At 70.7% G+C, this 26,994-nt stretch carries 25 protein-coding genes; 7 read left to right on the top strand and 18 right to left on the bottom strand.

The genetic code is table 11. The annotated features are described in order from the left end of the window. Nucleotides 1-141: 141 nt before the first annotated feature. Nucleotides 142-576 (top strand): hypothetical protein, encoded by a 435-nt coding sequence (locus ABD235_RS39295; protein WP_344183702.1) that lies wholly within the window; start codon nucleotides 142-144, stop codon nucleotides 574-576. A gap of 242 nt (nucleotides 577-818) precedes the next feature. Here ABD235_RS39295 and ABD235_RS39290 read toward each other — a convergent pair whose 3' ends face one another. After that, on the bottom strand, nucleotides 819-1,349 hold the full coding sequence (locus tag ABD235_RS39290) for a hypothetical protein (RefSeq protein WP_344183700.1): 531 nt from the start codon (nucleotides 1,347-1,349) through the stop codon (nucleotides 819-821). A 502-nt stretch (nucleotides 1,350-1,851) separates the two neighbouring features. On the opposite strand from ABD235_RS39290, the gene ABD235_RS39285 reads away from it, so the two are divergent. Further along, nucleotides 1,852-2,658 carry an arginase family protein gene (locus tag ABD235_RS39285; RefSeq protein ID WP_344183698.1) on the top strand — a complete coding sequence of 269 codons (807 nt, stop codon included), beginning with the start codon at nucleotides 1,852-1,854 and terminating at the stop codon, nucleotides 2,656-2,658. Between the two features lie 574 nt (nucleotides 2,659-3,232). On the opposite strand, the gene ABD235_RS39280 is transcribed toward ABD235_RS39285, so the two are convergent. The 4 genes from ABD235_RS39280 to ABD235_RS39265 are packed head-to-tail and all read right to left on the bottom strand — an operon-like array spanning nucleotide 3,233 to nucleotide 8,307. Then, the gene (locus ABD235_RS39280; protein ID WP_344183696.1) at nucleotides 3,233-4,345 is read right to left on the bottom strand and encodes a DUF2332 domain-containing protein; all 1,113 of its coding nucleotides are present in this window, start codon (nucleotides 4,343-4,345) and stop codon (nucleotides 3,233-3,235) included. Between the two features lie 9 nt (nucleotides 4,346-4,354). Further along, nucleotides 4,355-6,610 (bottom strand): [protein-PII] uridylyltransferase, encoded by a 2,256-nt coding sequence (locus ABD235_RS39275; protein WP_344183694.1) that lies wholly within the window; start codon nucleotides 6,608-6,610, stop codon nucleotides 4,355-4,357. Further along, nucleotides 6,611-6,949, bottom strand: a complete 339-nt coding sequence (locus ABD235_RS39270) for a P-II family nitrogen regulator (protein ID WP_344183692.1) — start codon at nucleotides 6,947-6,949, stop codon at nucleotides 6,611-6,613. Continuing rightward, nucleotides 6,946-8,307: an ammonium transporter gene (locus tag ABD235_RS39265; protein WP_344183868.1), complete on the bottom strand. Its 1,362-nt coding sequence runs from the start codon at nucleotides 8,305-8,307 to the stop codon at nucleotides 6,946-6,948. Before ABD235_RS39265 ends, ABD235_RS39270 begins: the two co-directional genes overlap by 4 nt. Nucleotides 8,308-8,558: 251 nt before the next feature. Between ABD235_RS39265 and ABD235_RS39260 the strand changes: the two genes are divergently transcribed. Further along, the gene (locus ABD235_RS39260; protein WP_344183690.1) at nucleotides 8,559-9,155 is read left to right on the top strand and encodes a TetR/AcrR family transcriptional regulator; all 597 of its coding nucleotides are present in this window, start codon (nucleotides 8,559-8,561) and stop codon (nucleotides 9,153-9,155) included. A gap of 46 nt (nucleotides 9,156-9,201) precedes the next feature. Here ABD235_RS39260 and ABD235_RS39255 read toward each other — a convergent pair whose 3' ends face one another. Genes ABD235_RS39255 through ABD235_RS39245 form a run of 3 tightly spaced genes read right to left on the bottom strand, consistent with a single transcriptional unit; the run spans nucleotide 9,202 to nucleotide 11,860 of the window. Then, nucleotides 9,202-10,440 (bottom strand): hypothetical protein, encoded by a 1,239-nt coding sequence (locus tag ABD235_RS39255; RefSeq protein ID WP_344183688.1) that lies wholly within the window; start codon nucleotides 10,438-10,440, stop codon nucleotides 9,202-9,204. Continuing rightward, on the bottom strand, nucleotides 10,437-10,889 hold the full coding sequence (locus ABD235_RS39250) for a sigma factor-like helix-turn-helix DNA-binding protein (protein WP_344183686.1): 453 nt from the start codon (nucleotides 10,887-10,889) through the stop codon (nucleotides 10,437-10,439). The genes ABD235_RS39255 and ABD235_RS39250 overlap by 4 nt, the downstream gene beginning before the upstream one ends. A gap of 26 nt (nucleotides 10,890-10,915) precedes the next feature. Further along, entirely contained in the window at nucleotides 10,916-11,860 is a 945-nt protein-coding gene (locus tag ABD235_RS39245; protein WP_344183684.1) for an NAD(P)/FAD-dependent oxidoreductase, read from the bottom strand. A 79-nt stretch (nucleotides 11,861-11,939) separates the two neighbouring features. On the opposite strand from ABD235_RS39245, the gene ABD235_RS39240 reads away from it, so the two are divergent. Together ABD235_RS39240 and ABD235_RS39235 are read left to right on the top strand one after the other, a co-directional pair. Next, nucleotides 11,940-12,518 (top strand): helix-turn-helix domain-containing protein, encoded by a 579-nt coding sequence (locus tag ABD235_RS39240; RefSeq protein WP_344183682.1) that lies wholly within the window; start codon nucleotides 11,940-11,942, stop codon nucleotides 12,516-12,518. 39 nt (nucleotides 12,519-12,557) lie between these two features. Then, nucleotides 12,558-13,529, top strand: coding sequence for an asparaginase (locus tag ABD235_RS39235; RefSeq protein WP_344183679.1), 972 nt, complete (start codon nucleotides 12,558-12,560; stop codon nucleotides 13,527-13,529). On the opposite strand, the gene ABD235_RS39230 is transcribed toward ABD235_RS39235, so the two are convergent. From ABD235_RS39230 to ABD235_RS39200, 7 genes are all read right to left on the bottom strand, one after another. After that, nucleotides 13,501-14,703, bottom strand: a complete 1,203-nt coding sequence (locus tag ABD235_RS39230) for an RNA polymerase sigma factor (RefSeq protein WP_344183677.1) — start codon at nucleotides 14,701-14,703, stop codon at nucleotides 13,501-13,503. The genes ABD235_RS39235 and ABD235_RS39230 overlap by 29 nt on opposite strands. Nucleotides 14,704-14,721: 18 nt before the next feature. Further along, nucleotides 14,722-16,026 carry an NAD(P)/FAD-dependent oxidoreductase gene (locus ABD235_RS39225; protein ID WP_344183676.1) on the bottom strand — a complete coding sequence of 435 codons (1,305 nt, stop codon included), beginning with the start codon at nucleotides 16,024-16,026 and terminating at the stop codon, nucleotides 14,722-14,724. Nucleotides 16,027-16,108: 82 nt separating this feature from the next. Then, complete coding sequence (ftsY, locus tag ABD235_RS39220; RefSeq protein ID WP_344183866.1) at nucleotides 16,109-17,257, bottom strand: signal recognition particle-docking protein FtsY; 1,149 nt, start codon at nucleotides 17,255-17,257, stop codon at nucleotides 16,109-16,111. Nucleotides 17,258-17,359: 102 nt separating this feature from the next. Further along, entirely contained in the window at nucleotides 17,360-19,006 is a 1,647-nt protein-coding gene (gene cydC / locus ABD235_RS39215) for a thiol reductant ABC exporter subunit CydC (RefSeq protein WP_344183675.1), read from the bottom strand. Next, the gene (cydD, locus tag ABD235_RS39210; protein WP_344183674.1) at nucleotides 19,003-20,625 is read right to left on the bottom strand and encodes a thiol reductant ABC exporter subunit CydD; all 1,623 of its coding nucleotides are present in this window, start codon (nucleotides 20,623-20,625) and stop codon (nucleotides 19,003-19,005) included. Before cydD ends, cydC begins: the two co-directional genes overlap by 4 nt. Then, on the bottom strand, nucleotides 20,625-21,611 hold the full coding sequence (gene cydB / locus ABD235_RS39205; protein WP_344183672.1) for a cytochrome d ubiquinol oxidase subunit II: 987 nt from the start codon (nucleotides 21,609-21,611) through the stop codon (nucleotides 20,625-20,627). The genes cydD and cydB overlap by 1 nt, the downstream gene beginning before the upstream one ends. Before the next feature lie 10 nt (nucleotides 21,612-21,621). Beyond that, nucleotides 21,622-23,046, bottom strand: a complete 1,425-nt coding sequence (locus ABD235_RS39200) for a cytochrome ubiquinol oxidase subunit I (protein ID WP_344183670.1) — start codon at nucleotides 23,044-23,046, stop codon at nucleotides 21,622-21,624. 114 nt (nucleotides 23,047-23,160) lie between these two features. On the opposite strand from ABD235_RS39200, the gene ABD235_RS39195 reads away from it, so the two are divergent. Then, complete coding sequence (locus ABD235_RS39195; protein WP_344183668.1) at nucleotides 23,161-23,547, top strand: BlaI/MecI/CopY family transcriptional regulator; 387 nt, start codon at nucleotides 23,161-23,163, stop codon at nucleotides 23,545-23,547. Next, nucleotides 23,544-24,449, top strand: coding sequence for a M56 family metallopeptidase (locus ABD235_RS39190; RefSeq protein WP_344183667.1), 906 nt, complete (start codon nucleotides 23,544-23,546; stop codon nucleotides 24,447-24,449). Before ABD235_RS39195 ends, ABD235_RS39190 begins: the two co-directional genes overlap by 4 nt. 175 nt (nucleotides 24,450-24,624) lie before the next feature. Here ABD235_RS39190 and ABD235_RS39185 read toward each other — a convergent pair whose 3' ends face one another. The 3 genes from ABD235_RS39185 to ABD235_RS39175 are packed head-to-tail and all read right to left on the bottom strand — an operon-like array spanning nucleotide 24,625 to nucleotide 26,879. Next, a complete protein-coding gene (locus ABD235_RS39185) occupies nucleotides 24,625-25,716 on the bottom strand; it encodes a threonine aldolase family protein (protein ID WP_344183665.1) in 1,092 nt (363 codons plus the stop codon). Between the two features lie 33 nt (nucleotides 25,717-25,749). Beyond that, nucleotides 25,750-26,478, bottom strand: a complete 729-nt coding sequence (locus ABD235_RS39180) for an anti-sigma factor family protein (RefSeq protein WP_344183663.1) — start codon at nucleotides 26,476-26,478, stop codon at nucleotides 25,750-25,752. Then, nucleotides 26,475-26,879 (bottom strand): sigma-70 family RNA polymerase sigma factor, encoded by a 405-nt coding sequence (locus ABD235_RS39175; protein WP_425553224.1) that lies wholly within the window; start codon nucleotides 26,877-26,879, stop codon nucleotides 26,475-26,477. Before ABD235_RS39175 ends, ABD235_RS39180 begins: the two co-directional genes overlap by 4 nt. Nucleotides 26,880-26,994: the final 115 nt, after the last annotated feature.

The raw sequence follows: 26,994 nt of genomic DNA, 5'->3' as shown, positions 1-26,994 counted from the left end.
CGGCCTGCGCCGAAGCTGCAGCGCCCGGCCGAGTGACCGGGAGACCAACCGGGCTGGCAGATGCGAGCTGTGGATAACTTCCACGCCCTTCGACGCTCAGCCGATAGCGTTTCCACTACCCCAACGATCCAAGGAGACTCAGTGCCTTTCGACATCGCGAAGTTCAACTCGGCGTACGTCGGCGCCCGTTTTCGGATCGAGGACGGTGAGGTGGACGTGGCGGCTGAGCAGGCTCGCCTGCGGGAACTGCTTCCCGAGGACAGCGCCACCGAGGATCTGCAGTGGGCGGAGGATCTGATCGATGCGCTCGCCGATCCACCGGCACCGCCGCGGGAGTGGAGTGCGCTCTACCACGAGGCAGGCGCAGTCGCGAACGCCGCGTACCAAGCCGCCGGTACGGCCAAGGAGAAGATCGCGGCGATCGAGCAAGCCAGGCGGGAGATCTTCGCGATCGCAGATCGGGCGGCCGACGACGAGGCTCCGCACATCCGCGCGATGACCCGTTCGCTCGAACACATCGAGGACGCGTTGCGCAATCCGAACTGGCCGGCGGATCCGCCCGCGCCGACCGCCTGACCCGTGGGCCCGGTCGCGAGGCTCGTTCCCCGGGGCTCAGCGTTCTACCGGGAGTTCGAGCGCCTGTACCACCTGGCGAGGACCTTGCGACCGACTGCGATCGACCGATGGAACGGCGACCTGTACTCCACGGGCACCGAGAGATGGGGCTCGTTCAATCCCGGGACCGGCGCTCTCAAGCTTTCAGGCGACCACGTCCTCCGCCATCTCAAAGGTTCAGGGCAGCCGACCACACCGGCGGATCAGGCCCAGGGCTCGCCACCGTTCTCCACGAAGCCACCCACGCGGGGATGCAGACCGACGCGCCCGGCCATCCGAACGCCGTACGAACGACGCACTCCCTCGGTGCGATGGAGGGCGTCGCCGAGGTACGAGCCCTGGCTGACTTCGCGGTGTTCGCGCGCCGGGCCGGATACCAGGATCTTGACCTTCCGACACCGCAGTACCCGGCTGTCCACGCAGCGATGAAGGGTTTGCTGCAGCAGTGCTCCGGTCCACGTTTGGCATTGGAGGACCTCCTCGATGAATGCACTCGCGGCCCCGGAGCGACACATTTCGACCAACTGGCGAACGGTGTCCTGCTCAATCGGTTGCACGACGTCGTACCAGATCGCGACGTGGACCGGCAGGCTGTCCGGGCGGCGCTGATCTCGACGATGGTCCATGATGGCTGGCCGCTGCTGGCGGACATGGAAACCCCGAGCACCGGCCACGACGTGGCCAACGCGATTCGAAGGGACCTGGACGCCACGGTCGACCAGATTCAGCAGCACTACCGGGCGACGCCGGGGCGGGTATTTCCGGCGGAGGGGGCGAACGCCGCGGTCACGCGTGTTGCTGAGGGCAACAAGTTGGAGGGATTGCCGCCGCCTGTTGCGGGCGATCGGGTGGAACGGGCGGCGCCTGGTGGGGAGACGCCGCTGCCATCGGCGGGGGGCTCGAATCGCGAGTCGGGAGGACGCGGGGAGATTGGCGGAACTGCTGGGCGCAAGTCTGCCAGTGGGGTGGAGATGCGGTTCTTGGATGGGCAGGCGTCGGCGGCGGGGGCTGTGGGGTGGCGGCCTCGGTTGGGGCAGGGCGAGCGGGGGGCCGGGCGCGGTGGGGCGGCTGGGTCGCGGGAGGTTGACGGGCCGGAGCGTTGACAGGGTGGGGGCGACGGTCGAGGATTAACCGCTATTAGGAAATCTAGTGGTTAGGGGTGTTGGGGTGGGTAAGCGGCGGGTTGTGGTGGATGGGCCTTCTAACTTGGGGTTGCGGCCGCCCAAAGAGGGGACTGTGCCGGGGTGTTACAAGCTGGCGGGGGCGTTGCGGGATCTGGGGTTTGTCGGGCGGATCGGGGCTGGGGACGCGGGGTGTGTGACGCCGCCTCGGTACGACCGGGGGAACTGGAAGCCGGGGGACGGGGTGTTCAACGCGGCGGCCATGGCGGAGTACAGCTTGCGGGTGGCTGAGCGGGTGGGGCGGTTGGTTGACGAGGGCAACTTTGTGGTGTTGCTGGGTGGGGAGTGCAGCAACTTGCTCGGGCCGGCGGTGGCGTTGCGGCGGCGGGGGCGGTTCGGGGTGGTGTATCTGGATGGGCACTCGGACTTCCGGACGGTGGAGAACTCGCCGTACGTCGGGGCGGCGGGTGGCGAGGCGTTGGCGTTGGTGACCGGGCGGGGGCAGGCGGATCTGACGGACCTCGACGGGTTGTCGCCGTACGTTCGGGACGAGGATGCGGCGCTGCTGGGGATTCGGGAGGACGACTCGGACATCGACGAGCTGCGGTCGGTGGGGATCGCTACCTGGCGGGCGGCGGAGATCGATGCCGGTACGCCGGGGAAGGTGCTGGAGCGGATGGAGGGGCTCGACGGATTCTGGGTGCACCTGGACGTGGACATCCTCGACGCCGCGGTGATGCCGGCGGTGGACAGTCCGGATCCGGGTGGGCTTCGGCATGACGAGCTGAGGGAGTTGTTGCGGCCGCTGCTTGCGTCGGAGAAGTGTGTGGGGATCGACGTCGGGATCTTTGATCCGGATCTGGATCCGGAGGGGAAGTACGCGGTCGAGCTGACGGACACGCTTGTGGCCGCGCTGACGTAGAGGTCGCCGCGTTGACCTGAAGAGAAGGACTCGCCCGGGCCGCTCTGCGCGGGGCAGGCCCAGCGGGCACGGGCGAGCCCCGGGGGGTGCGGGCGACCACGGCCGGGCACGGGTGGGGCGAGCGGGGCGGGGCGACCGGGGTAGGCAGGCGGGCCGGCATGCGAGCGGGCGAGCGCGGCGGGGCGGGCACGGGTGGCGCGACAGGCGGCGGCGCGGACAGACGGACGAGTGGGCAGACCAGCAGGCGGCCAGGCCCGGCGGGCACACGGGCGGGCCTCGGGGGCGCGGGCGAGCACGGCCGGGGCGGGCGAGCAGGCGAGCGGGGCGGGTACGGGGCGGCGGGCACGGGCGCGCGGGCACGAGCGCGGCGAGCGAGCGGGCGACCGGGGCGGGGACGAGCGGGGCAGGGCGAGCGGCCGAGTGGGGCGGGCACGAGCAGGGCAGGGCGAGCGGCCGAGCGAGCGGGGCGGGCGCGGCGAGTACGGGCGGGCGAGCGGGGCGAGCGGGGTTCGCACATGCTTGCCGCGTTGGCCGGGGGCGGCTGGTCGGTCAGGCGGAGGCGTGAGGTGGAGTCCTATTCCCAGACTGCGGGGAGCCCGTGCGGGGCTGCGTGGCCGAGGACGCGTCGTACGCCGCCGGGCCAGGTTTGGAGGACGATCAGGAACTCGTACGGCGCGTCTGGTGTGCGTCGCATTGGTTCCAGGCACAACCGGGCGAGTGGGGCCGAGGGAGTTGCCCGCTCCCCCAGACCGGCGATCGCCGCGTCGGCGACGATCTGGTCGTCTCGGGTTAGGTACTGCCACATCACGGAGTGCCAGATGACCGTGACGTGGCCCTCGGAGAGTTCAAGGTTGCGGAGCGACGAGATGGCGTCTTGCCGGTGGACGTCGGCCGGCACCGTTCGGGCGATCTCCAGGGCGCCGCGCAAGCGCTCTAGTCGGGCGGTCATGTCGGGCCACACGTACGACGTGAGGGTCAGTGCGCCGTCGGGTGTCAGCGGGTTGACCGGGTTGATGTCGCTGCCGATCCGCTCGGCGATGCGGAGGTCGGGCGCGGGGACCATCGGGCGGCCGGACCATGCGTTGGTGAAGACGACCGGGCTGTCGGGGGCGCCGAAGACGAAGGGTTCAGCTGGAGCCGGCTCGTCTGCCGGACTGCTCATGGTGGCGCCGACTTGGGAGGTGACCGAATCCACCGGCGAGACCTCGTACCGAAAGCAGTCCGCGCGCAGGTTCAATCCACCGCTTGCCCCGATCTCGAAGAGCCGGACCGGCAGCGGCACCGCCTCGTGGAGCCGCAACAGCCCGCCGTACAGCGCGGTCGACCGGCCGACCTCGTTCGTCTGCGGCGGCTGGTCCAGCAGGTTTTGCAGTTCGGCGCCGCGTGACTGCAGTACCTGCTCGAAGGCCTCCCAGCCGAGCACCGAGTCCCACTCACCACCCACGCTTGGGTAGAACACGGCGAGCTCCGGCACCTCCCCCGCGAGTACCAGCCGGTGCACCGAGCCCAGGAGCCGGAGCGCGAGCGCGGACGGGCCCGGGTCCTGCTCGTGTCCGGCCAGTACCCGGGTGGTGATTCCGCCGAGCTCGTAGTCGTCCACGAGCCGGCGGAGCAGGTCGGCGTACAGCGGCGAGCCGAGCTCTTCGCACGCGGTTGCCTGCAGCTGAAAGGCTTCTACGAGATCCACACCGAAACCCTAAGAGGTCAGGCGATCCAACACCGTCTTGGCGGTCACCCGCGCGTCCTCGTCCTCCAGCGGCGAGCCGTGCGAATCGGTCAGGTAGAACACGTCGACGCACTCCGCGCCGAGGGTCCCGACGTGCGCCGACCGGATGTCCGCGCCGGTTGCGGCGATCGCCGCGGTGACGTCGTACAGCAGACCGGGCCGGTCGTGCGCCCGGACCTGCAGGACGGTCGCCGTCTCGGACGCACCCGGCAATAGGTCGACACGGGCAGGTGGACCCTTGCGAGCGGGGTCCCGTGCGGCCAGCCGCCGTACGAGGTCGCTGTTGTCGCGCAGCGCCACCGCGAGCCGGTCCCGCAGTCGCACCGGATCAGGCGGCGAACCAGCGACCGTCCACGACGAGATACCGAGCCCCTCGACCGACGTGATCACCGCAGACCGTACGGCGAGCCGCTCCACAGCCAGTACGGCGGCCACGGTCGACAGCGTCCCCACCTGGTCAGGCACGGCCACGTTGACCCGCAGATCCCCGTGGTGCTCCGACACCGTCACGCCCAGCCGGCCCACGCCGACCACCTGGTGCAGCTCCGGCGTCGGCAGCGGCGGCGTCTCGTTCCACAGCGAGGAGCCTCCGCCGGACAGCTCACCACGCACCCGCCTGGCCAGCTCCCCCACCAGCCGCAGCCGCCACGGCGACGAGGCCGCCGGCCCAGCAGCGCGAGCATCGGCGTACGTGAGCGCCTCCAGCAGGTCCAGCGTCTCCGTGTCGCCGACGATCCCCGCAACGAGGTCCACGGTCATCGGGTCGTCCAGGTCCCGCCGAGTCGCGACCTGCGCGAGCATCAGGTGCTGTCGGACCAGCAGCGTGATCGTGTCGGCGTCAGCCTCGCTGAAGCCCAGCCGACGGCCGATCACCGCGGCAATGGCAGCGCCGGTCACGCTGTGGTCTCCCTCGACCGCCTTGCCCAGGTCGTGGATCAGTGCGGCGACCAGCAGCAGGTCCGGACGCCGTACGTCGCGCACCATCGACGACGCCTCGACACAGGTCTCCAGCAAGTGCCGGTCGACCGTGTAGCGGTGGATCGCCGATTGCGGCGGCCGGAAGCGCACGCTGTCCCACTCCGGCAGCAGCCGCGAGATGTAGCCGGTCTGGTCCAGCGTCTCCCACACCTCGAGCAGTCCCGACCCAGCACCGAGCAGCGCACAGAACAGCCGCCGCGCCTCCCCCGGCCAGGGCTCCGACAGCTCCGCAGCAGTCGCCGTCAGCCGTGCAGCGACGGAAGGCGACAGCACCAACTCCCTGTCCGCAGCGACGGCAGCAGCCCGCAGACCGAGCGCCGGGTCGCGCTCCGGCCGGGCGTCCGGCATCAGCACGACCTCGCCCTCGTGCTGCCCGACCCCCTCGTCCAGCGCGAGCAGCAACGGCCCACCGGTACGACGACGCCGTGAGCGAGGCGGTCTGGCCACCAGGCTCTCGATCCGCCGCCAGGACACGTCGCACACGTGCGCCAGCGTCCGCCCGGTCGAGTAGACGTGCCGCAGCAACGCGTCGCGGTCCGCAAGCCCAAGCCCAGTAGCAACATCGCGCGTCACGTCCGCGACCAACCGGTCGGTGGCCCGCCCAGCAACGGCATGCAGCTCGTCCCGAACGTCCAGCAGGTCCAGCCGGGCCCGCTCGACCACCGGGTGCGGTACGTCGACCAGCCAGGACGCCACCAGCGCACGCAGCACCACGGCGTCCCGCAGCCCGCCGTACGCCTCCTTCAAGTCCGGCTCGGCCAGGTGCGCGAGTTCCCCGACCGTCGAGGCCCGGTCCCGGCACGCCTGAGCCAAAGCAGGCAGGCGATTGCGCGCTGTCCGACGCCAGTCAGCCATCAGCACCGACCGCAGTTGCAGCGTGAGATGCGAGTCCCCCGCCACGTGCCGCGCGTCCAGCAGTCCCAGCGCAACCCGTACGTCGTCAGCAGCTGCCTGCCGCGCCTCCTCCAAGGTGCGCACGCTGTGGTCCAGCCTGGTCCGCGAGTCCCACAGCGGGTACCAGATCTGCGCGGCCAGCTCGTCCACCCGTGGGTACCCCTCGACGTGCACGAGCATCACGTCGAGATCGCTGTACGGCGACAGCTCCTCCCGGCCGTAGCCGCCGACGGCGACCAGCGCGACGCCCTCGGTGGGCACACCGAGGGCGTCGCAGGCTTTCGAGAGGAGCAGGTACAGCAGCGCGTCGGCCTCCTCGGCCCGTGCACGCCGCTGTGCTGCTCGGTCCACCATCTAGAGAGCGTCTCCGTCGACCTCGCCGGTGCGGACGCGGACGATCGTCTCGACCGGGGTCACCCAGACCTTGCCGTCGCCGATCTTGCCGGTCTGCGCGGCCTTGACGATCACGTCCAGCACGTCGGCGGCGTCACCGTCCTCGACGACCACCTCGAGCCGGACCTTCGGGACCAGGTCCACCTCGTACTCGGCGCCGCGGTAGACCTCGGTGTGGCCCTTCTGCCGGCCGTAGCCGCTCGCCTCGGTGACCGTCATGCCGGTCACCCCGAACGTCTCCAGCGCGGTCCGGACGTCCTCCAGCTTGTGCGGCTTGACCACCGCGGTGATCAGCTTCATGCGTTCGCACCTTCCTTCTCAGCAGAGTCCTTCTTCGGCGCCGGGTCGTCGGTGACCGTGGCCGGGGTCCGGACCACCGTGGCCGGGCCCCGCAGGCCGGAGCCCGCCGCCAGGAAGTCGTACGCCGTCTCCGCGTGCTCGATCTGGTCGACGCCGGTGACCTCGTCGTCCTCCTTGATCCGGAAGCCGATCGTCAGGTCGATCAGCTTGGCCAGGATGAAGGCGACCACGAAGGAGTAGACGCCGACGATCAGGTTCGCCAGGGCCTGCCGGCCGAGCTGACCCGCACCGCCACCGTAGAACAGGCCGTCCACCGCGGACGGCGCCGCGGCCGAGCCGAGGAAGCCGATCGCCAGCGAGCCGACCAGACCGCCGACCAGGTGCACCCCGACCACGTCGAGCGAGTCGTCGAAGCCCAGCTTGTACTTGAGCGACACCGCGAAGGCGCAGATGCCACCGGCAACGACACCGAGGATCAGCGCGCCGACCGGGGTCACCGCGCCGCAGGACGGGGTGATCGCGACCAGACCGGCGACCGCGCCGGAGGCCATGCCCAGCGTGGTGGCCTTGCCGTGCCGGATCCGCTCCACGACCAGCCAGCCGATCACGGCGGCGGCCGTGGCGACCTGGGTGTTCACGAAGGTGACGGCGGCCGTCGTACCGGCGGTCAGGGCGGAGCCGGCGTTGAAGCCGAACCAGCCGAACCACAGCAGGCCGGCGCCGAGCACGACCAGCGGCAGGCTGTGCGGCCGCATCGGGTCCTTGCGCCAGCCGACGCGCCGGCCCAGCACGATCGCCAGGGCGAGCGCTGCCGCACCGGCGTTCACGTGCACCGCCGTACCGCCGGCGAAGTCGATCGCCTTGATGCCGGTGCCGATGAAGCCGCCACCGCCCTCGCCGTCGAGGAACCAGACCGAGTGCGCGACCGGGAAGTAGACCAGCGAGGTCCACAGCGCCACGAACACGATCCAGCCCCGGAACGACGCCCGGTCGGCGATCGCACCCGAGATCAGCGCGGGGGTGATGATCGCGAACATCAGCTGGAAGGCGACGTAGGCGAGCGTCGGGATGGTGCCGCTGACCGCGTCGGGCGCGATCAGTCCCTTCAGCCCGGCGACCGAGAAGTTGCCGATCACCCCGCCGTTGTCACCACCGAACGTGAGCGAGTAGCCGACCACCACCCACAGCACGGTGACGACCGCGATGGTGATGGCACTCATCATCATCATGTTCAGCACGCTCTTGACGCGCACCATGCCGCCGTAGAAGAAAGCCAGGCCCGGTGTCATCAAGAACACCAGGGCGGCACTGACCAAGACCCAGGCGGTATCGCCGGCGTTGATCTCCATCAACGTCATCCCTTCCATCGATCTGGGGGTGGCCCGCGTCCTCATCGAGGAGTTCTCCACAACGCCGGGAAGCCCACGCGCGGCCACACCGCAAACGGTGTCGGCGCGCCGTTTCAGCCGATCGGTCCGGATGTTTCAGGCATGTGACAAAGCGGTCGGTCAGGTGACATCCAGGTGACATCGGGTCGGGTGTGGCACTCTGGCCTCACCACACGGCCGCAGCCGCGCCACTGCGACCGTCCGAGCTGGGGACACGAGCGATGGGAACCAACAGCGGGGAAAAGCCACGCCGGGGCCGGCCACGGGACCCGGACGCCGAACCGAGGATTCGGCGGTACGCCGTCCAGCTGCTGCTGCAACGCGGCTTCGACGGCATGACGGTGGACGACGTCGCCGAAGCGGCCGGCGTCGGCAAAGCGACCATCTACCGGCGCTGGGCCAGCAAGGAACAGCTGGCCAACGACGCGCTGGCCGACCTGTTCGACGTCGAGATCCCGGACGCGGACACCGGCTCGATCGAGGGCGACCTGCGCCAGGTCTACCGCGACGCGCTGACGTTCGTGAACAGTGCCGAAGGAGTGGCACTGGTCCGCCTCGCTGTCACCGAGATGAACCGCGACGAGCAGTTCGCGGTGTTCTACCGCAACTTCCTCGGCCGCCGGGTGGACCAGACCGAGGCGGCGCTCAAACGAGCCCGCGCCCGGGGCGAACGGATCCGGGACGACGCCGATCCGGTGCTGATGGTGCAGTGGCTCGCCGGGGTGCTGATCATCCGGGCGATGACCGGTGAGCCGATGCCCCGGGTCGGCGACACCGACCACCTGGTGCAGATGACGCTGCGCTGCATCCTCGAGTAGCCCGTACGACGGCCCGCCGTTCCGCCTTGCAGGGCAGGGCGGCGGGTCAGCCGCGCAGTCCGGGGCCGATGGCAACGGCAGGCACCTTCAGCTCGGCCACCCGCCGGACCTGACCGGTCTCCAGGTTCCACGCCAGCAGCCAGTCGGCCGCCCGGAACAGCACGGTCTCGCTGTCGTACCAGCCGAGTACGGCGCAGCAGCCGCGCTCCCGGACGGCAGCAGGCGTCGGCGGCCCGGTCGGCGGCGGTGTGGCCGGCGGGGTCTCCCCCATCACCAGCAGCCGGCTCGGCCGGCTGTCCACCGCGGAGATGGCGGCAACCACTTGTGGGCGTGAGGCAACTGTCTGTACCTGCGGCAGGACGTCCGCCACGAACACCCGAGCCGCCACGTTGCCGTTGGTGAAGGTCTGCCCGGACCAGCTCTGCACCGGCAGCTGCACCGGGGTGTCCGCCATCCAGCCCCGCCGCGTGTACCGCATCAGCGCGACCTGGGTGGCCACTCCGTCCAGCCGGTACGGCGCGGTGCCGGCGTCCGGGTCCACGCTCGGCTGAACCGCGACGATCTCCTGCCCGGTGACGGAGACCCGGTAGGTGCTGCGCGGCCCGCTCACCAGCAGCCGTTCGCTGTCCCCGAGCCAGGACACGCTCCGCAGGTCCCGGTCCGGCACGGGGATCCGCTGGACGGTCGCACGGGTCGAGTCGAGCACCACCACAGCACCTGGTTGAGGGAAGGCGACAAGCCGGCCACTGGGAGCGACCGCACCGGTACTGAGAGGTGCGCCAGTGACGATCGGGACCAGATCGACGTCCGCCTCGGACCAGCGCGCAGTACTGGCCAGCAGCAGCGGACGGAACTTGTCGCCGTTGCGTGAGAGCACCACCGCGGCGATGTCGTCGACCGGCTTCTCGGCGAGCGGCTCCGGGTCGTCCGGGTAGTCCAGCTCGCCACCCATCGGCGTGACCATCCGGTTCAGCCACGCCTCGCTGCCGGCCTGCGGCGCGATCCAGAAGTCCATGCCGGCGATCTGCCCTGCCGGTGGCACGAACCCCGGCGGATGAGTCGGTACGTCGTCCGGCGGCTTCAGCCCGAACGACGGCCCCTTGACCGCCACCAGCGCTCCGGCCACCGCCAGCACCAGTACGACGAGGACGGCGACGATGACCTGGGTACGACGCCGCCTGCGCCGGATCGACAGCCCGCCGGCCCAGGCCGCGTCGGCCAGGTCCGGCTCGGGCAGGCCGTCGGCCGCCTGCTGCAGCAGGGGCGCGACGTCCTCGCGCCTCATCGCCGCTCCGCCGGGTTGCGCCAGTCGCCAAGGCCCAGCCCGGTTCGGAAACGGCTGAGCGCGGTCTGGCCGTGCCCGTGCACGGCCGTGTGCGACAGGTTGAGCAGATCGGCGATCTCGAACTCGGTCAGCTCCTCGTAGTGCAGCAGGACGAACACCGTCCGCTGGACCGGCGTCAGCTCGGCCAGGGCAAGCAGTGTGGTGTCGTCGCTGGGCGGCGTGACCTTCACCGGCCGCCAGCGCGACAGAGCCGGTTGGTAGAGCAGGCGCTGGACGAACACGTCCGGGTCGTCCGGCCTCCCCCACACCATCGCCAGGCGGCTGAAGGCGTGCAGCAGCAGCTCTTCAGCCCGCGCCCGGTCGCCGTAGACGAGGGTCGCGGTTCGGAGCCACCTGCCCTGTCGCGCATCGACGTACGAGGCGAAATCGGGGTCGATCGAGTCGCGCATCCACCCTCCCGCCCCTATTCAACTCCTCAACTACTGCGTGCGGCCACAGCCAATCGGGTGTCTTCTCCGACCAGATCGCCGTTGATCGCGGCGCCGGCGGAGAAACCGGCGGCCGCCGAGGTGATCACCTGGCCCATCGGGTCGGTCACGTTGCCCGCGACCCACACCCCCGGGACGCTGGTCGTCCCACCCGGTCCGGCCTCGACAGCGGTCCCGATGACGATCCCGCGGACTTCCCGATCGACCGCCTTGAGCCCCAGCTCGTCCAGGAAGTCGGCCCGCGCCCGCAGCGTGGTCTGCACGGCCAGGGCCTGCCGCGGAATCACCCTGCCGCCCTCCAGCCGTACGCCGGTCAGCTGGTCGTCGGTGACCTCCACCTGCTCCACAACGCCTTGCACCACAGAGATCCCGCGCGCGGCCAGCTCCTCCCACTCCTGCTCGGTCGGCTCCGGCCCGGTGTGCAGGAACAGCGTCACGTCGTCGCTCAGCTGGCGGAACATCAGCGTCTGGTGGACAGCCATCGGTCCGGTCGCCAGTACGCCGATGGCTTGGTCCCGCACCTCCCAGCCGTGGCAGAACGGGCAGTGCAGCACGTCCCGCCCGAACCGCTCGGCCAACCCCGGTACGTCGGGCAGCTGGTCGGTCAGTCCGGTGGTGACCAGCAGGCGCCGCGACTCGAAGGTCTGGCCGTCGGCTGTCTCGACGACGAAACCGCCCTCAACCAAAGCCCGGGCGGACGTCACCGTGCCGGTGAGCACCTCCCCGCCGTACCCGGTCACCTCCTGCCGGCCGAGCGCGGTCAGCTCCAGCGGCGGGACGCCGTCGCGGGTCAGGTAGTTGTGCACCCCGTCGGCGGGCGCGTTGCGCGGGTCGCCCTGGTCGATCACCAGCACCGACCGGCGGGACCGAACCAGCGGCAGCGCCCCGCTCAGTCCGGCCACTCCGCCGCCGATCACGATCACGTCGTACATGTCAGTCTCCTTCGGTAGGTCTACCCACAGCATCCGGAGAGTTCTCGAAAATGACAAAGATCTTTGCCAAGATGGCAACATGAGCGAATTCGACGACGTGCTCGAGGCGGTTGGACCCAGGCTGCGCAGGCTGCGGCAGGAGCGCGGGACGACGCTGACCGACCTCGCGACCTCCACCGGGATCTCGATCAGCACCCTGTCCCGGCTGGAGTCGGGCCAGCGCCGCCCGACGCTGGAGCTGCTGCTACCGCTGGCGCGGGCGCACCAGGTGCAGCTGGACGAGCTGGTGGACGCTCCGCCGACCGGTGACCCGCGGATCCACCCCAAGCCGATCAAGCGGCACCACGGCGCGATCGTGATCCCGCTGAGCCGGCGGCCCGGTGGGCTCCAGGCGTTCAAGCAGATCGCGCCCCCGGGCTGGCCGGGTGGTGAGGTCAACCAGCAGACCCACGAGGGCTACGACTGGGTCTACGTGCTGTCCGGTCAGCTGCGCCTGGTGCTGGACGACAAGGACTTCGTCCTCAAGGAAGGTGAGGTCGCCGAGTTCGACACCCGCGTCCCGCACTGGTTCGGCAACCCGGGGCCGGAGCCGGTCGAGATGCTCGGCCTGTTCGGGCCGCAGGGAGAGCGACTGCACGTACGCGCCAAGTCACAGTAGGCTTCGGCCGCTTGGTCGGACGAACGAGAGGATCTCCCTGTGAGCGTCGCGCTCTTCACCCTCGGCGGCACCATCTCCGTGGCCGGCGGTTCGGACCGGTTGAGCGGGGCCGAGCTGACCGCGGCGGTGCCGGGGCTGGCGGACCTGGGGTCGGTGCTGGAGGTGCAGGACGTCGAGGCCGTTCCGAGCGGGAACCTCACGCTGGCAACAATCCTGGACGTCGTCGACGCCGCGTCGAAGGCGGTCGGCGCCGGCGCGTCGGGTGTCGTGGTCACCCAGGGCACGGACACGCTGGAGGAGACCGCGTTCGTGGTCGACCAGGTGTGGCCGCACCCGCACCCGTTCGTGCTGACCGGCGCCATGCGCAACCCCACCCTGGCCGGACCCGACGGCCCGGCCAACCTGCTCGCCGCGGCACGCGTCGCCTGTTCCCCGGCTGCTCGCGACCTCGGTGCGCTCGTCGTGTTCAACGACCAGATCCACGCGGCCCGCTGGGTCCGCAAGACGCACAGCACCAGTACGGCGACCTTCGCGTCTCCCAACGCCGGCCCGATCGGTCACGTGGTCGAGGACCAGGTGCGCGTCCTCACGAAGCCCGCTCGCCAGGACGGCGTACCGGGACGGCCCGGAGCCGCCGACCTGGACGCCGCCCGGGTGGCGCTCTACACCGTCACGCTGGACGACGACGGCCTGCTGCTGGAGGGACTGGCCGACACCCACCAGGGCCTGGTCGTCGCCGGCTTCGGCGTCGGCCACGTCCCGTCCGCGCTCGCACCGGTGCTCGGCGCGCTGGCGGAGCGGATGCCCGTCGTACTGACGTCGCGGACGGGTGGTGGCTCGGTATTGCGCAGCACGTACAAGGCGATCGGCTCCGAGTCCGACCTGCTCGGCCGGGGGCTCATCGACGGCGGCTTCCTCGACCCGTACAAGGCGCGGGTGCTGCTGAGGTTGCTGCTGGCAACAGGTGAGGGCCCCGACGAGATCACTGCGGCTTTCGCGCAGCACCACTGACCGCGGCGGCCTTCAGCGTCAGGTAGTCCCGCTCCGGCAAGCTCGTCGTACGGCGGGCCGCTGCGCGGAAGTGCTCCGCGGCGGCCTCCATGTCACCTCGCATCTCCTGCAGGTGCCCCCGTACGGCGTCCAGCCGGTAGTGCCCGGCCAGCGGCTCGTCGAGCGGCTCCAGCATGGCCAGCCCGGCCTCCGGCCCGTCGACCATGGCCGCAGCGATCGCCCGGTTGAGCGTGACCATCGGGTTGCCGGACAGCTGCTCCAGCAGCCCGTACAGCGCGAGCACCTGCAGCCAGTCGGTGTCCTCGGGCTTGTCCACCTCGTCGTGCAGGGCAGCGATCGCTGCCTGCAGCTGGTACTCCCCCAGCGGTGGCCGGCCGAACGCGTCGACCGCCAGCGCCAGTCCCTCGGTGATGAGCGCCCTGTCCCACAGGGAGCGGTCCTGCTCGGCCAGTGGGATCAGCTCCCCCGACGAGCCGGTCCGGGCGTCCCGCCGTGCGTCGGTCAGCAGCATCAGCGCGAGCAGTCCGGTCACCTGGCCGTTCTCCGGCAGCAGTGCGTGCACCATTCGGGTCAGCCGGATCGCCTCCACCGCCAGGTCGCTGCGGTGCAGCTCAGGACCGCTGCTGGAGGTGTAGCCCTCGTTGAAGATCAGGTAGAGCACGTGCAGCACGTTGCGCAGCCGCTCGTCGCCCGGCTCGAGCTCGAAGGTCGCACCCTTGATCTTCTGCTTGGCCCGGCTGATCCGCTGCGCCATCGTCGACTCGGGCACCAGGTAGGCCTGCGCGATCTCGGTGGTGGTCAGACCGCCGACCGCGCGCAGGGTGAGAGCGATCGCCGAGGCCGGTGTGAGGTCTGGGTGGCAGCACATGAACAGCAGCCGCAGCGTGTCGTCGGTCTCCTCGACGTCGTCCGCCGGTACGTCGCGCTGCGCGGCGAGCTCCTCCCGGCGCCGCCGGGCCTGCTCCTGCCGGATCTCGTCGATCACCTTCCGGTGCGCGGTCTGGATCAGCCAGGCCCGCGGGTTGTCCGGTACGCCGTCCCGCGGCCAGGTGCGCGCAGCGGCCAGCAGCGCCTCCTGCACCGCGTCCTCGGCCGCGGCGAAGTCCCCGGTCCGCCGGACCACGGCACCGACCACCCTGGGCGTCAGCTCCCGCAACAGGCTCTCCAGCTCCATGCCGGAGAAACCTACCGTCTAGGGATGGCGGCGGACCCGTTCCGGGCTGGCGGTCTCCAGCGGCACGTCGACAGCCGGGATGAGCCCGAGGTGCGTGCTCTGCCGCGACAGCGTCGCGTCGAACAGCCACTCGGTCGCCGTACGGATCCTGTTGCCCGGCATCGAGAGCAAGTGGTAGCCGCGGGTCACCGCCTTCGCCGGCAGACCGGCGAGCGGGACCTGCAGCGGGTTGGCCGCCGCGTCGATGCCGCCGAGGTCCACCACGAAGCCCAGATCCTTGTGCACGTAAGGCTTGCGTTCGCCGGTGCCGAACGACGCGGCGACGTTGTGCGCGGCCCGGCGTCCCTGCCGCTCGGCGTGCTGCGCGGTCATCGGCGTGACCTCGCCGGGGCGGGTCAGATCCGGTACGGCGGCAGCGTCGCCGCAGGCGAACACGTCCGGGTGGCCCGGCACGTTCAGGTACTCGTCGACGACCAGGCGGCCCTTCTCGGTCTTCAGACCGAGCCCCTCGACCACCGGGTCCGGCCGGACACCCACGCACCAGATCAGCGAGTTGGTCGGCACCTCGGTCTGGTCGGTGAGCCGGACGCAGTCGTGCTTGGCCTCCTCGACCGACAGGCCCATCCGGACCTCCACACCGCGTTTGCGAAGCACCTTGTCCGCCGTACGGGACAGGCGCTCGTCCAGCTCGGGCAGCACCCGGTCGGCGATGTCCAGCAGCATCCAGCGCATCTGCTGGTCGCGCAGCCGCGGCCTGCGCTTCTTGAGCAGCTCGGTGAACAGCACGCCGTGCGCCGCGACCTCGGTCCCGGTGTAGCCGGCTCCGACCACGACGAACGTGCAGAGCGCGTCGCGTGCGGCCTGGTCGTCGGTGGCGTCGGCCAGCTCGATTTGCTGGATCAGGTGGTCACGCAGGAACACGGCCTCCGGGATGCCGCGGAAGCCGTGCGCGTGCTCGGCCACGCCGGGGATCGGCAGCAGCTTGTTCACGCTGCCGGCGGCGATCACCAGCCGGTCGTACTGCAGCGAACCGGCCTGGCCCGCGGGGTCCTCGTACGAGAGGCTGCGCGCGTCCAGGTCGAGCCCGTCGACTTCGCCGAGCACCAGCTGGACGTCCGGCAGCGCGTCAGCCAGCGACACCGTCAGTCGGCGCGGTTCCAGGATGCCGGTGGCCACCTCGGGCAGCAGCGGCACGTAGAGGAAGTAGTCGGTCGGGTTCACCAGCACGATGTCGGCGCGGCCCCGGCTGACCCGGCACAGCGTCTTGGCAGCGTGGAACCCGGCGAAGCCCGCGCCCACGATGACGATCCTCGGTCGGCTCATGCCTCTTATTACCAGATCGGGCCCGGGCCCAAACCCGTCGAGAGCCGGCCGAGCCGCAACCGTGCGCCAGTCGAGCGGTGGGTCAGTCCAGCAGGGCGTCGACGAACTGCTCGGGGTCGAACGGCGCCAGGTCGTCGGCGCCCTCGCCGAGCCCGACCAGCTTCACCGGTACGCCGAGCTCCCGCTGCACCGCGATCACGATGCCGCCCTTGGCCGTCCCGTCCAGCTTGGTCAGCACCAGGCCGGTCACGTTGATCACCTCGGCGAACACCCGGGCCTGGGTCAGCCCGTTCTGGCCGGTGGTGGCGTCGATGACGAGCAGCACCTCGTCCACCTCGGCGGCCTTCTCGATCACCCGCTTGACCTTGCCCAGCTCGTCCATCAGCCCGGTCTTGGTGTGCAGACGACCGGCGGTGTCGACCAGGACCACGTCGGCCTGCTCCTCGATGCCCTGCTTGACCGCGTCGAACGCGATGCTCGCCGGGTCGCCGCCCTCGGGCCCCCGAACGGTCCGTACGCCGACCCGCTCGCCCCAGGTCTGCAGCTGGTCGGCCGCAGCCGCCCGGAACGTGTCGGCCGCGCCCAGGACGACGTGCTTGTCCTCGGCCACCAGCACCCGGGCCAGCTTGCCGACCGTGGTGGTCTTGCCGGTGCCGTTCACGCCGACGACCAGGACGACGGCGGGCTGGCTGCCCTCGTGCTCGACCTTCAGCGACCGGTCCATCGACGGGTCGACCAGCGCGATCAGCTCCTCGCGCAGGATCGCGCGCGCCTCCTCGCCACCGACGCCCTCGACCCGGACGCGGGTGCGCAGCCGCTCGACCAGCTCCTGGGTCGGGGCGACACCGACGTCCGCCGTGATCAGCGTGGTCTCGATGTCCTCCCACGTCTCGTCGTCCAGCTTGTCGCGGGACAGCAGCGCGAGCAGGCCCTTGCCGAGCGAGCCCTGCGACCGGGCCAGCCGGGCACGCAGCCGGACCAGGCGGCCCTGCGCCGACTCCGGCTTCTCCAGCTCGGGCAGCTGCGTGTCCTCGAGCGTGCGGGTCGGGGTGTCCCGCGGCTCCTCGGCGTCCTCACCGACGGTCGGCTCCGCGGTGTCGAGCGGCGCGGGCGGGGTCGCGGCGGGCAGCTCACGGGTCCGGCGCCGGGCGACCACCAGCCCGGTGGTTCCGGCGGCGACCAGGACGACGACAGCGGCGATGATGGCGATCAGCGCCGCGTCGGCGAGCATCGGGACAAGCTGAGAAGTCAACACGGTTCCCCATCTTGGCAGACACTCATGCCAGATCCACGATCGGTCGCGTTGGGTGAGGAGCAGTGTCCCGTGAGCGACCTAGCTTGAGCGATAGCGGTGTCGAGGTGCGTGCCTGGGCGCCGATAGCGCCAAGGTAGGTCGCTCACGGGACACAAGTTCCGGGCGGTGCGTCAGCAGTACGACGGTCCGGTGGCCCGCTGCGCGGAACAGGTCGCTCAGCAGACTCTGCGCGGTCTCCTCGTCCAGGTGCTCGGTCGGCTCGTCCAGCACGAGTACGTCGTGGTCGGCCAGCAGCAGCCGGGCGAACGCCAGCCGCTGCCGCTCACCGCCGGACAGCCGCGCGCCGTGCTCCCCCACCATCGTGTCGAGCCCCTTCGGCAGCCCGTGCACGAACTCGCCGAGCCGGGCCCGGTACAGCGCGTTCCACAGCTGCAGGTCGCTCGAGCCGGGCTTCGCGAGCAGCAGGTTCTCCCGGATGCTCGTGTCGAACACGTAGCTCTCCTGGGTCAGCAGCCCGACCCTCGACCGCACCTGGTCGCCGTCGAGCCGCCGTACGTCGGAACCGTCCAGCAGCACCTCACCAGCGCGCGGCTCCAGGAAGCGGAGCAGCACCAGCGCCAACGTGCTCTTGCCCGACCCGCTCGGACCGGTGATCACCACCCGGCTCCCAGCGGGCAGATCGAGGTCCAAGTCGCGCAGTACGTCGTCCGACCCGTAGCCGACGCGCAGACCCCGCACCTGCAGTCCCGAACCAGCCGGCATGGGCAGCGGCTCGGACGGCTCGGCCACCGGCACCGGCGTACCCAGCAGGTCCTCCACCCGCTGCAGGGCGGCGCGCACCCGGATCGCGAGCTGAGCAGCGACCGGGATCCCACCCAGGACGTCGGCCAGCGCCAGCGGCGTCAGCACCAGCACCGCGTAGACCGGCCCCGACTCTCCAGTCCCGAGCGCCAGGCCGGCGATGCTCGCCGCCCCGACGCACACCACCAGCAACGCCCCGCCGAGACCAGTACTCCAAGCCGACCGCCGCTGGGCCAGGGCCAACCGCCGGTCCGCCGCCTCGAACGACGCCAGCACGTCGTCCACTGCGTTGAAAGCCAGTACGTCGGCCGCCGTCTGCAGGTCCTCGGTCGCAGCAGCCGCGACTTCTCCCCGAGCCCCGGCCATCATCCGCTCGGCCCTGGAGGCACTGGCGGCCGTCAGCCAAGGCACCACCGTGCAAGCAACCAGCACAGCGACAGCCACCGCAGCTCCGGCCACCGGCAGCAGCAGCACCAACAGCCCGACGGTCGCCGTAGCCGTCACCACAGCAACCAGCACCGGCAGCAGCACCCGCAGCCACAGGTCGAGCACCGCGTCGATGTCCAGCACCAGCCGAGCCAGCAGGTCGCCACTGCGCGACGACGCCAGCCCGACGGGTGCCAGCGGCTCCAGCCGCTCGGTGATCCGAGCGCGGGTGTCGCCCAGCACCCGGTACGCCGCGTCGTGGCCTGCCAGGCGCTCGACGTACCGGAAGACGCCGCGACCGACTCCGAAGGCCCGCACGGCCACGATCGCCACCAGCAGCGTGAGCACCGGCGGCTCGGCCGACGCCTTCGTGATCAGCCACGCGGAGGTGGCCAGCAGGCCGACCGCAGTCCCCGACGCGAGCACTCCGGCCAGTACGGCGAGCAGCAGCCGCGGCCGCACCCGCCGCGCGGGCATCGCGAGTCCCAGAACGCTCATGCCGTCACCAGCTCTCTCGACACCGACACCACTCGATCAGCCGCGTCCATCAACGCCGGCCGGTGGGCGACCAGCAGAATCGTTCGCCCGGTCGCCCGCAGCCCGGCAACGACCGCAGCCTCGGCCGCCGGATCCAGCCCGGCCGTCGGCTCGTCCAGCAGCAGCACCGGCGCATCGGTGACCAGCGCCCGAGCCAGGGCGACCCGCCGACGCTGACCACCCGACAGCAGCTGGCCCTGCTCCCCCACCTGCGTGTCGAGCTCCAACGAGGCAGCTCCGGCCGTGTCCAGCGCCTGACGTACCTCAGCGTCAGTCGCATCAGGCCGCCCGAGCCGCACGTTGTCCGCGATGCTTCCCACCCGCAGACCTGGCCGCTGCGGCACCCACCCGAACTGCTGCCGCCACACCCCCATGTCGAACTCGTCCATAGCGCTCCCACCAGCGACGACCACGCCGGCGGAAGGCACCACGAACCCGAGGATCGCGGCCAGCACGGTCGACTTCCCAGCCCCGCTGGGCCCGGTCAGCGCCACCACCTCACCCGGCCACAGGTCCAGGTCGAAGCCCTGCAACGCTGCCTGCTCCCGATCCGGGTACCGCACAGTCACGTCGTGCAGGTGCAGCCCGGTCGACCGCAGATCCGGCACATCGGTCCGGTCACCGGTGAGAGGCAGCGGCGTCTCCAGCACCCGGAACACCTCTTCGCCGGCCGCCACCCCGTCCGCGCTCGCGTGGAACTGCGCACCGACCTGCCGCAACGGCAGGTAGGCCTCCGGCGCCAGGATCAGCACCAGCAACGCGGTCTCGAGCCCGAGCTTGCCGTCCACCAGCCGCAGGCCGACACCCACCGCGACCAGCGCGACCGAGATGCTCGCCAGCAGTTCCAGCACGAACGACGACAGGAACGCCAGCCGAAGGCTCGCCATCGACGCGACCCGGTGCTCCTCGGTCACCCGTCGTACAGACTCGGCCTGGCCCTTGGCCCGGCCGAACAGCTTCAGCGTGGCCAGCCCGGACACCACGTCCGAGAAGTGATGAGCCAGTACGTCGAGCGCCCGCTGCCGCCGCCGGCTGTAGGCCTGCGTGGCCCAGCCCACCAGCGCCATGAACAACGGGATGAGCGGCAGCGTCACCACCACGGTGGCCGCGGCGATCAGGTCACCGGTCGCCATCCAGCCGACGACTCCGGCCGGCACGGTCGCCGCCAGCACGAGCTGCGGCAGGTACCGGGCGAAGTACGGGTCGAGGTCGTCCAGTCCCTTGGTCAGCAGCGTGGTCAGCTGGCTGCTGCGCTCCCCACTGAGCCACGAAGGCCCCAGCTTCAGCGAGTGCTCCAGCACTCGCCGCCGCAGCGTCGACTTCACCGCAGCCGCGGCCCGCTGGGCCACGACCTCCTGCAACCACATCAGCACCGCCCGGCCCGCGACAACCGCCGCCAGCCACCAGGCCACCTCTGCAACGCCAGAGCCGTGCAGCACAACGCCGGAGATCCCGCGGGCAAGCAGTACGGCCTGCAGGATCACCAGCAAGCCAGTGGCGACGCCGATGGCCACCGACCCGGCCATGAACAGCCGGGCCGCCTTGGCCTGGCGCAGCAACCGCGGATCGACCGGCTTCATCAGACGCCGACGATCACGCGCTTGCGGAACACCCAGTACGTCCAGCCCTGGTAGAGCATCACCAGTGGCGTGACGATCGCCGCGATCACCGTCAGGATCTTCAACGTGTACGGCGTGGAGGCGGCCGCCGCCGTGGTCAGCGTCGATCCCGGGTCCAGCGTCGACGGCATCACCGCGGGGAACACGGCGACGAAGAGAGACGTCACCGTGAGCGCGATCGCCAGTGCGGTCCCCGCGAAGGCCCAGCCCTCTCGGCGCAACCTGTTGGCCACCAGCCCACCGACGAGCGCCAGCGCGGCCAGCACGGCGAGCAGCACCGACCACCGGTCGCCCCGGAGCTGCTGGACCCAGGCCAGGAACCCGACGGCCAGCACAGCGGCCACCAGCCCTGTCCATCCCGCCATCCGGTTGGCCCGCTCACGCAGGTCGTCCGTCGTACGCAAGGCCAGGAAGATCGCGCCGTGGGCGACGAACACCGCCGTGAAGGTCACACCTCCCAGCAAAGCGAAGGGACTCAGCAGGTCGCCCAGTCCACCGACGAACTCGTACGACGCGTCCAGCGGAATGCCGCGGACCAGGTTGGCGAAAGCGATGCCCCACAGCAGCGCCGGCGCCAGCGACCCGATCGCGATCAGCGTGTCCATCCGGGACCGCCACGGCAGGTCGTCGCGCTTGCCGCGGTACTCCAGCGCCACCCCGCGCAGGATCAGCGCCACCAGGATCCCGAACAGCGGCAGGTAGAACGCGCTGAACAGCGTCGCGTACCACTCCGGGAAGGCCGCGAACGTCATCCCGCCGGCCGTGATCAGCCAGACCTCGTTGCCGTCCCAGACCGGTCCGATCGTCGTCACGACCGCTCGCCGCTCGGCCTCGTTGCGGCCGAGCACCCGCAGCAGGATGCCGACGCCGAAGTCGAACCCCTCCAGCACGAAGTAGCCGATCCACAGGAACGCGATCACCATGAACCAGACCGTTGTCAGTTCCATCGTCATCCCCTCAGTACGCGAAGGACAGTGGCTTGGCCTCGGCCGAGCCGTCGTCGTCGGAGTCGGGCCGGTCCTGGTCCGCCGGCGGTGAGGTCCCGGCCAGCCCGGCGCGGATCGACTTGAGCATCAGCTTCACCTCGACCACCGCCAGTACGCCGTACAGGACCGTGAATCCGAGCAGGCTGGTCAGGATCTCCGCGCTGGTCGTCCCCGGCGACACCCCGGCCGAGGTCGGCATCAGCCCGAACACCAGCCACGGCTGCCGCCCGGTCTCGGTGAACACCCAGCCGAACACGTTCGCGAACAGCGGCAGCAACGGGAGCGGCAGCGCCATCCAGACCAGCAGCCGGTGCGGCTCACGGCCCTTCCGGGTCATCCACAGCAGCAGGACCGCGAGCGCCACCGCCGTCATCCCGACCCCGATCATCAGCCGGAAGGTCCAGTACGTCAGCGGGACGTTCGGGTTGTACGAGCCGGGGCCGTAGAGCCGCTCGTAGGCCTGCTGCAGGTTGTTGATGCCCTGCACCTCGCCGTCGAAGTGGCCGGTGGCCAGGAAGGACAGCAGGTACGGCACCTTGACCGAGAAGATCTCCTTCGACCCGTCCAGCGTGCCGACCGTGAACACCGAGAACGACGCCGGCTTCTCCGACTCGTACAGCGCCTCGGCCGCCGCCATCTTCATCGGCTGCACCTCGGTCATCACCTTGCCCTGCTGGTCACCGCTCAGCGCCACCCCGGCGCCGGCCGCGATCACGATCACCGCGCCGAGTCGCATGGCGGTCCGGAACGCGCCCGTGTCGACGCCGGGCCGGCGCACCAGGTGCCAGATCGCGACCGCGGCGACGAACGCGCCCCCGACCATGAACGCGGCGAAGATCGTGTGCGGGAAGGTGACCAGCACGACCTTGTTGGTCAGCACCGCCCAGATGTCGGTCAGCTCGGCCCGGCCCCGCTCGGCGTTGTAGCGAAAGCCCACCGGGTTCTGCATCCACGAGTTGGCCGCCAGGATGAAGTACGCCGACAGTTGCGTGCCGAGCACCACCATCCAGATGCAGGCCAGGTGCACCTTCTTCGGCAGCCGGTCCCAGCCGAAGATCCACAACCCGATGAAGGTCGACTCGAGGAAGAACGCCAGTAGCCCCTCCAGCGCCAGCGGCGCCCCGAACACGTCCCCGACGAAGCGCGAGTAGTCGCTCCAGTTCATCCCGAACTGGAACTCCTGGACCAGGCCGGTGACGACGCCCATCGCGATGTTGATCAGGAAGAGCTTCCCGTAGAACTTGGTCAGCCGCAGGTACTTGTCCTGGCCCGTCCGGTACCACGCGGTCTGCAGCCCGGCCGTGATCGCGACCAGCGAGATCGTCACCGGCACGAAGAAGAAGTGGTAGACGGTGGTGATCGCGAACTGCCAGCGCGCCAGGTCCAGCGTGTCCATCGGGCCCCTCCCGAACGATCTACGACGTTACGTAGTAAATGCTAGCGCAGATCTACGACGCTTCGTAGTAGATGCCGCCGATGATCTACTACAAGCTGTAGTTATACTGGTCACGTGACCACCGACCCGAAGGCTCCGCGACCGCTCGGCGAGCTCGAGCGGGTGGTGATGGAGCAGCTCTGGGCGGCCGACACCGCGCTCACCGTGCGGGAGGTGCACGAGCGGCTCTCGCTCACCCGCGACCTGGCCTACACCACCGTCATGACCGTACTGGACCGGCTGGCCAAGAAGAAGCTCACCGAGCGCGAGCGCGACGGCAAGGCCTGGCGGTACAAGGCCTCGGCGCCGCGCGCCGACCTGGCTGTCGACCTGATGCGCGACGCGCTCGACCAGGCCGGCGACCGCCGGGAGGCGCTGGTCCGGTTCGTCGGTCAGGTCTCCGACGAGGAGGCCGCGCTGCTGCGCGAGGCCCTGAGCAGGCTCGAGGCGCGAGAGGGGTGATCACCCCGATCCTGCTCGCGGCACTGGCTCTGGTGCTGACCGGGCCGGCTCCGGCCCTGCTGGCTCGATCCAGCTGGCCCTACCGCATCCCGCGCGCGGCGATAGCTCTCTGGCAGTCCCTGGCGATCGCAGCCGTCCTGGCCGCGCTCGGCGCCGGCATCTCCCTGTCGTACTCGACAGCAGGTCAGCCCGGTGAGCCACGCTTCGACCCGTCGTCCCCCAGAGACCTCGCCGCGGCAGCAGTGCTCGCACTGACCGCGCTGGTCGCCATCAGACTCCTGTACGCCGTCGGCCGCGTCGCCATCGGCACCAGGGCCCGCCGCAAGCGCCACCGCGACCTGGTCGACGTACTGGCAACTCCGGACGGCCTGATCCCCGGGCTGCGGGTGCTGGCCGAAAAGACTCCGCTCGCCTACTGCCTGCCGGCCATGCGCGGCTCCCGCGTCGTCGTGTCTGTGGGCGCGCTCGAGCGGCTCGACGACGGCGAGCTGCGCGCCGTACTGGCGCACGAGCAAGCGCACCTGCGCGCCAGGCACGATCTGGTCCTGGAGGCGTTCACGGCACTGCACATGGCGTTCCCGCGCTGGGTCCGCAGCGATGTCGCCCTGGAGCAGGCACGCACGCTCGTCGAGCTGCTCGCCGACGACGACGCCCGTCGCCGCAACGGACCGCTCCCGCTGGCCCGTGCGCTGGTCGCGCTCGCCGGCTCCCCGGCACCCGCCGCGGGCATGGCGATGGCCAAGTCCGCGACGGTGCTGAGAGTCCAGCGTCTGGCCGACCCCGAACCGCGTTTCCCCCTGCTGTCGGCGGCGACCTACGCGACGGCGGTCGCACTGCTCGTGCTGCCCACCGTCACCGTCGCCGCTCCCGTGCTGAAGGCGCTGGCCGAAGCCGTCCGCTGACGCCTTTTGTTGCTTGTAGCAATTACTTACCCGAAGTGCTTACCCTCACCTCGCGCCACCGCAAGCAGCACGAGCCCCGACAGAACCAGCAGAACGATCATGGTGAAAACGAACGTCAGCACAGACTTACAACTCTCCCCGCCTTGATGCGAACAACCTCACAGGTGATACGCACTCAGTCTCCCAGAAGTTCCCCGAAAGCCTTGACCACTTCGTCGACAGGCCACGCCAACGTGTCCGGAGTCACCACCAGCTCGACCCACGACCAGCCCGGTACGTCGGCCGCGCGCCACAGGTAGGTCAGCGACTCGCGCGTCGCCTCCATCCGGCGGACGGCGGCCCGCTCCATCTTGTCGGCCGGCCGCGGCGCGTAGACGCGGAACGAGTTCGTGTGCGGCGGCTCCGGGAAGACCCGGAACCCGTTGGCCTGCAGCCCGACCGCCAGCTCGACCGCGCGGTCGTGCAGGTCGCCCATCAGTGGCAGCACCGAGCGCAGACCCTCGCGCGCCGATACGGCGTACGGGAAGAGCGTGTAGGGGTTGGCACCGAGCCGGCGCTGCCAACGGCGTACCTCCGCGATCACGTCGACCGGGCCGGCGACCGCGGCGCCGCTCAGCCCGCCAAGGCCCTTGTAGAACGACACGTAGACCGTCGTGGCCAGCTCAGCGACCTCGGCCAGGCTGTGTCCCAGGTACGGCGTGCTCTCCCACAGCCGGGCACCGTCCAGATGCAGCGGTACGCCGCGCGCCGCACAGGCCTCGGCGAAGAGCACCAGCTCGTCCCACGTGGGCAGCACGAACCCGGCGTCGCGCAGCGGCAGCTCCAGCGTCACCGCCGCCAGCGAGCCCGGGATGGCCGCCAACTCGTCCGGCCGCGGCTGCCGCGGCTCGGCGGTCAGCCGCTCGATCCGGAGCCGGTGCACTTCCTCCAACGCGTTCAGCTCGTGCACCAGGAGGTGGGACAGCCCGTGGACCGCCACCCGCTGCGTACCGGCCCGGTCGGCGAAGACGCGCAGCACGCTCTGCTGCGCGGCGATCCCGGTCGGCATGAACACCGCCGCCGGCTTGCCCAGCAGCTCGGCGACCTCCGACTCCAGCAGGGCGACCTCACCGCCGCTGCCGTAGCCGTCACGCTCTTCGTCGGTAGCGACGTCGGCCAACTTGCGCAGGGCGTCCGCCACTGACGGGCGGCGCCCGGTCAGCCAGCGAGTGGACTCGGCGGCAGCAGCCTTACGACGTGCCTTCAGGTCTTCGGAGGAGTCAGCCACCGTTCCATCCTCTCCCTTCCGGCAAGCGGGTTTTCACACCTGGGTCGTGACGACGTGCTCCCCCTGAACGGTCCGGATCTCCACCGATCGCACCTGCTCCGGCGGCACCAGCACTCCACCGCCGAACCGGCTGCCCTCGCGGGCGGCCTTCTCCGACACGATCCAGCTCCCGGCCGTCCACGTCCGGCCGGCCTTGTCGGTGACGAGCATCTCGCACTCGGCGCCGGCCTTCAGGCCGGTCAGGTCGACCACGATCCAGCTCCAGCCGGTCCGCGGCTCGACCGTCGTCGCCATCGTCGTACCGGTCACCGCATCGGTCGCCGTGACCTGCTTCGACCCGGCGGGCGTCTCCTCGGCCACCACCTGGTCGACCGACTGCCGCCCGATCGCGATGCCGCCGCCCAGCGCTCCGGCAACGACCACGACCGTGGCGGCCGCCAGCAACCAGCGGCGGCGAGGCTTGACCTTGGCCACCGACGCCGGAGCCGGAGCCGAGGCCTGGGCCGGGGACGACTCGACGCGTGCCGCCCGCAGCGTCCGCTGCAGCAGCAGGTCGCCGTCTGCCGGCGGTCCGTCCAGGAACGCCTCCGGCGGCACCTCGCCGAGGAACTCCTTCATCTCCTCGAACTCAGCCACCTCGGCCGAGCACTCCGCACAGCCGGCCAGGTGCTGCTCGACCTCACGGGCCTCGTCGGGCTCCAGCGCGCCCAGCGCGTACGCACCGAGCTGGGAGCGGTCGTGCCCGCTGTCACTCGTACTCATCGGGCCACCTCCGCTCCGGCTCCGCCCAGCGCACTCCGCAGCGCTCGGAGGGCGTAATACGATCTCGACTTCACGGTACCGGGCGGGACGCCCAGCTCCTTCGCGGCCTCGGTCACCGTCCGGCCCCGGTAGTACAGCTCCACCAGGACCTCGCGGTGCTCCGGTGTGACGTGCTCCAGCGCCTCCAGCACGACCATGCTGTTGACCACCGCGTCGGAGTGGTCCCGCTCGACCGGCGGCCGGTCCTCCACCTCGGCGACCTCAGCAGGCCGTACGGCGCGGGCCCGGGCCCGGTCGGTGACGATGTTGCGGGCCACCGTCAGCAACCAGCCGCGGACCGAGCCCTTGCCGGCGATCAGGTCGTCCGAGTGCTTCCAGGCGCGCAGCAGGGTCTCCTGCACGACGTCCTCGGCAGCGGCCCGGTCGCCGGTCGGCCCGGGTGGCGTACGCGAGCAGGCTGCGGCCGTGCTCGGCGTACAGGGAGCGGATCAGCTCCTCGGCACTGCGGTCCGGCTC

The sequence above is a fragment of the Kribbella lupini genome (assembly GCF_039529595.1).
GTDB classification, from domain to species: domain Bacteria; phylum Actinomycetota; class Actinomycetes; order Propionibacteriales; family Kribbellaceae; genus Kribbella; species Kribbella lupini.
Note: the sequence above shows the minus strand (reverse complement) of the source record. Positions and strands in the feature narration are given on the sequence as shown.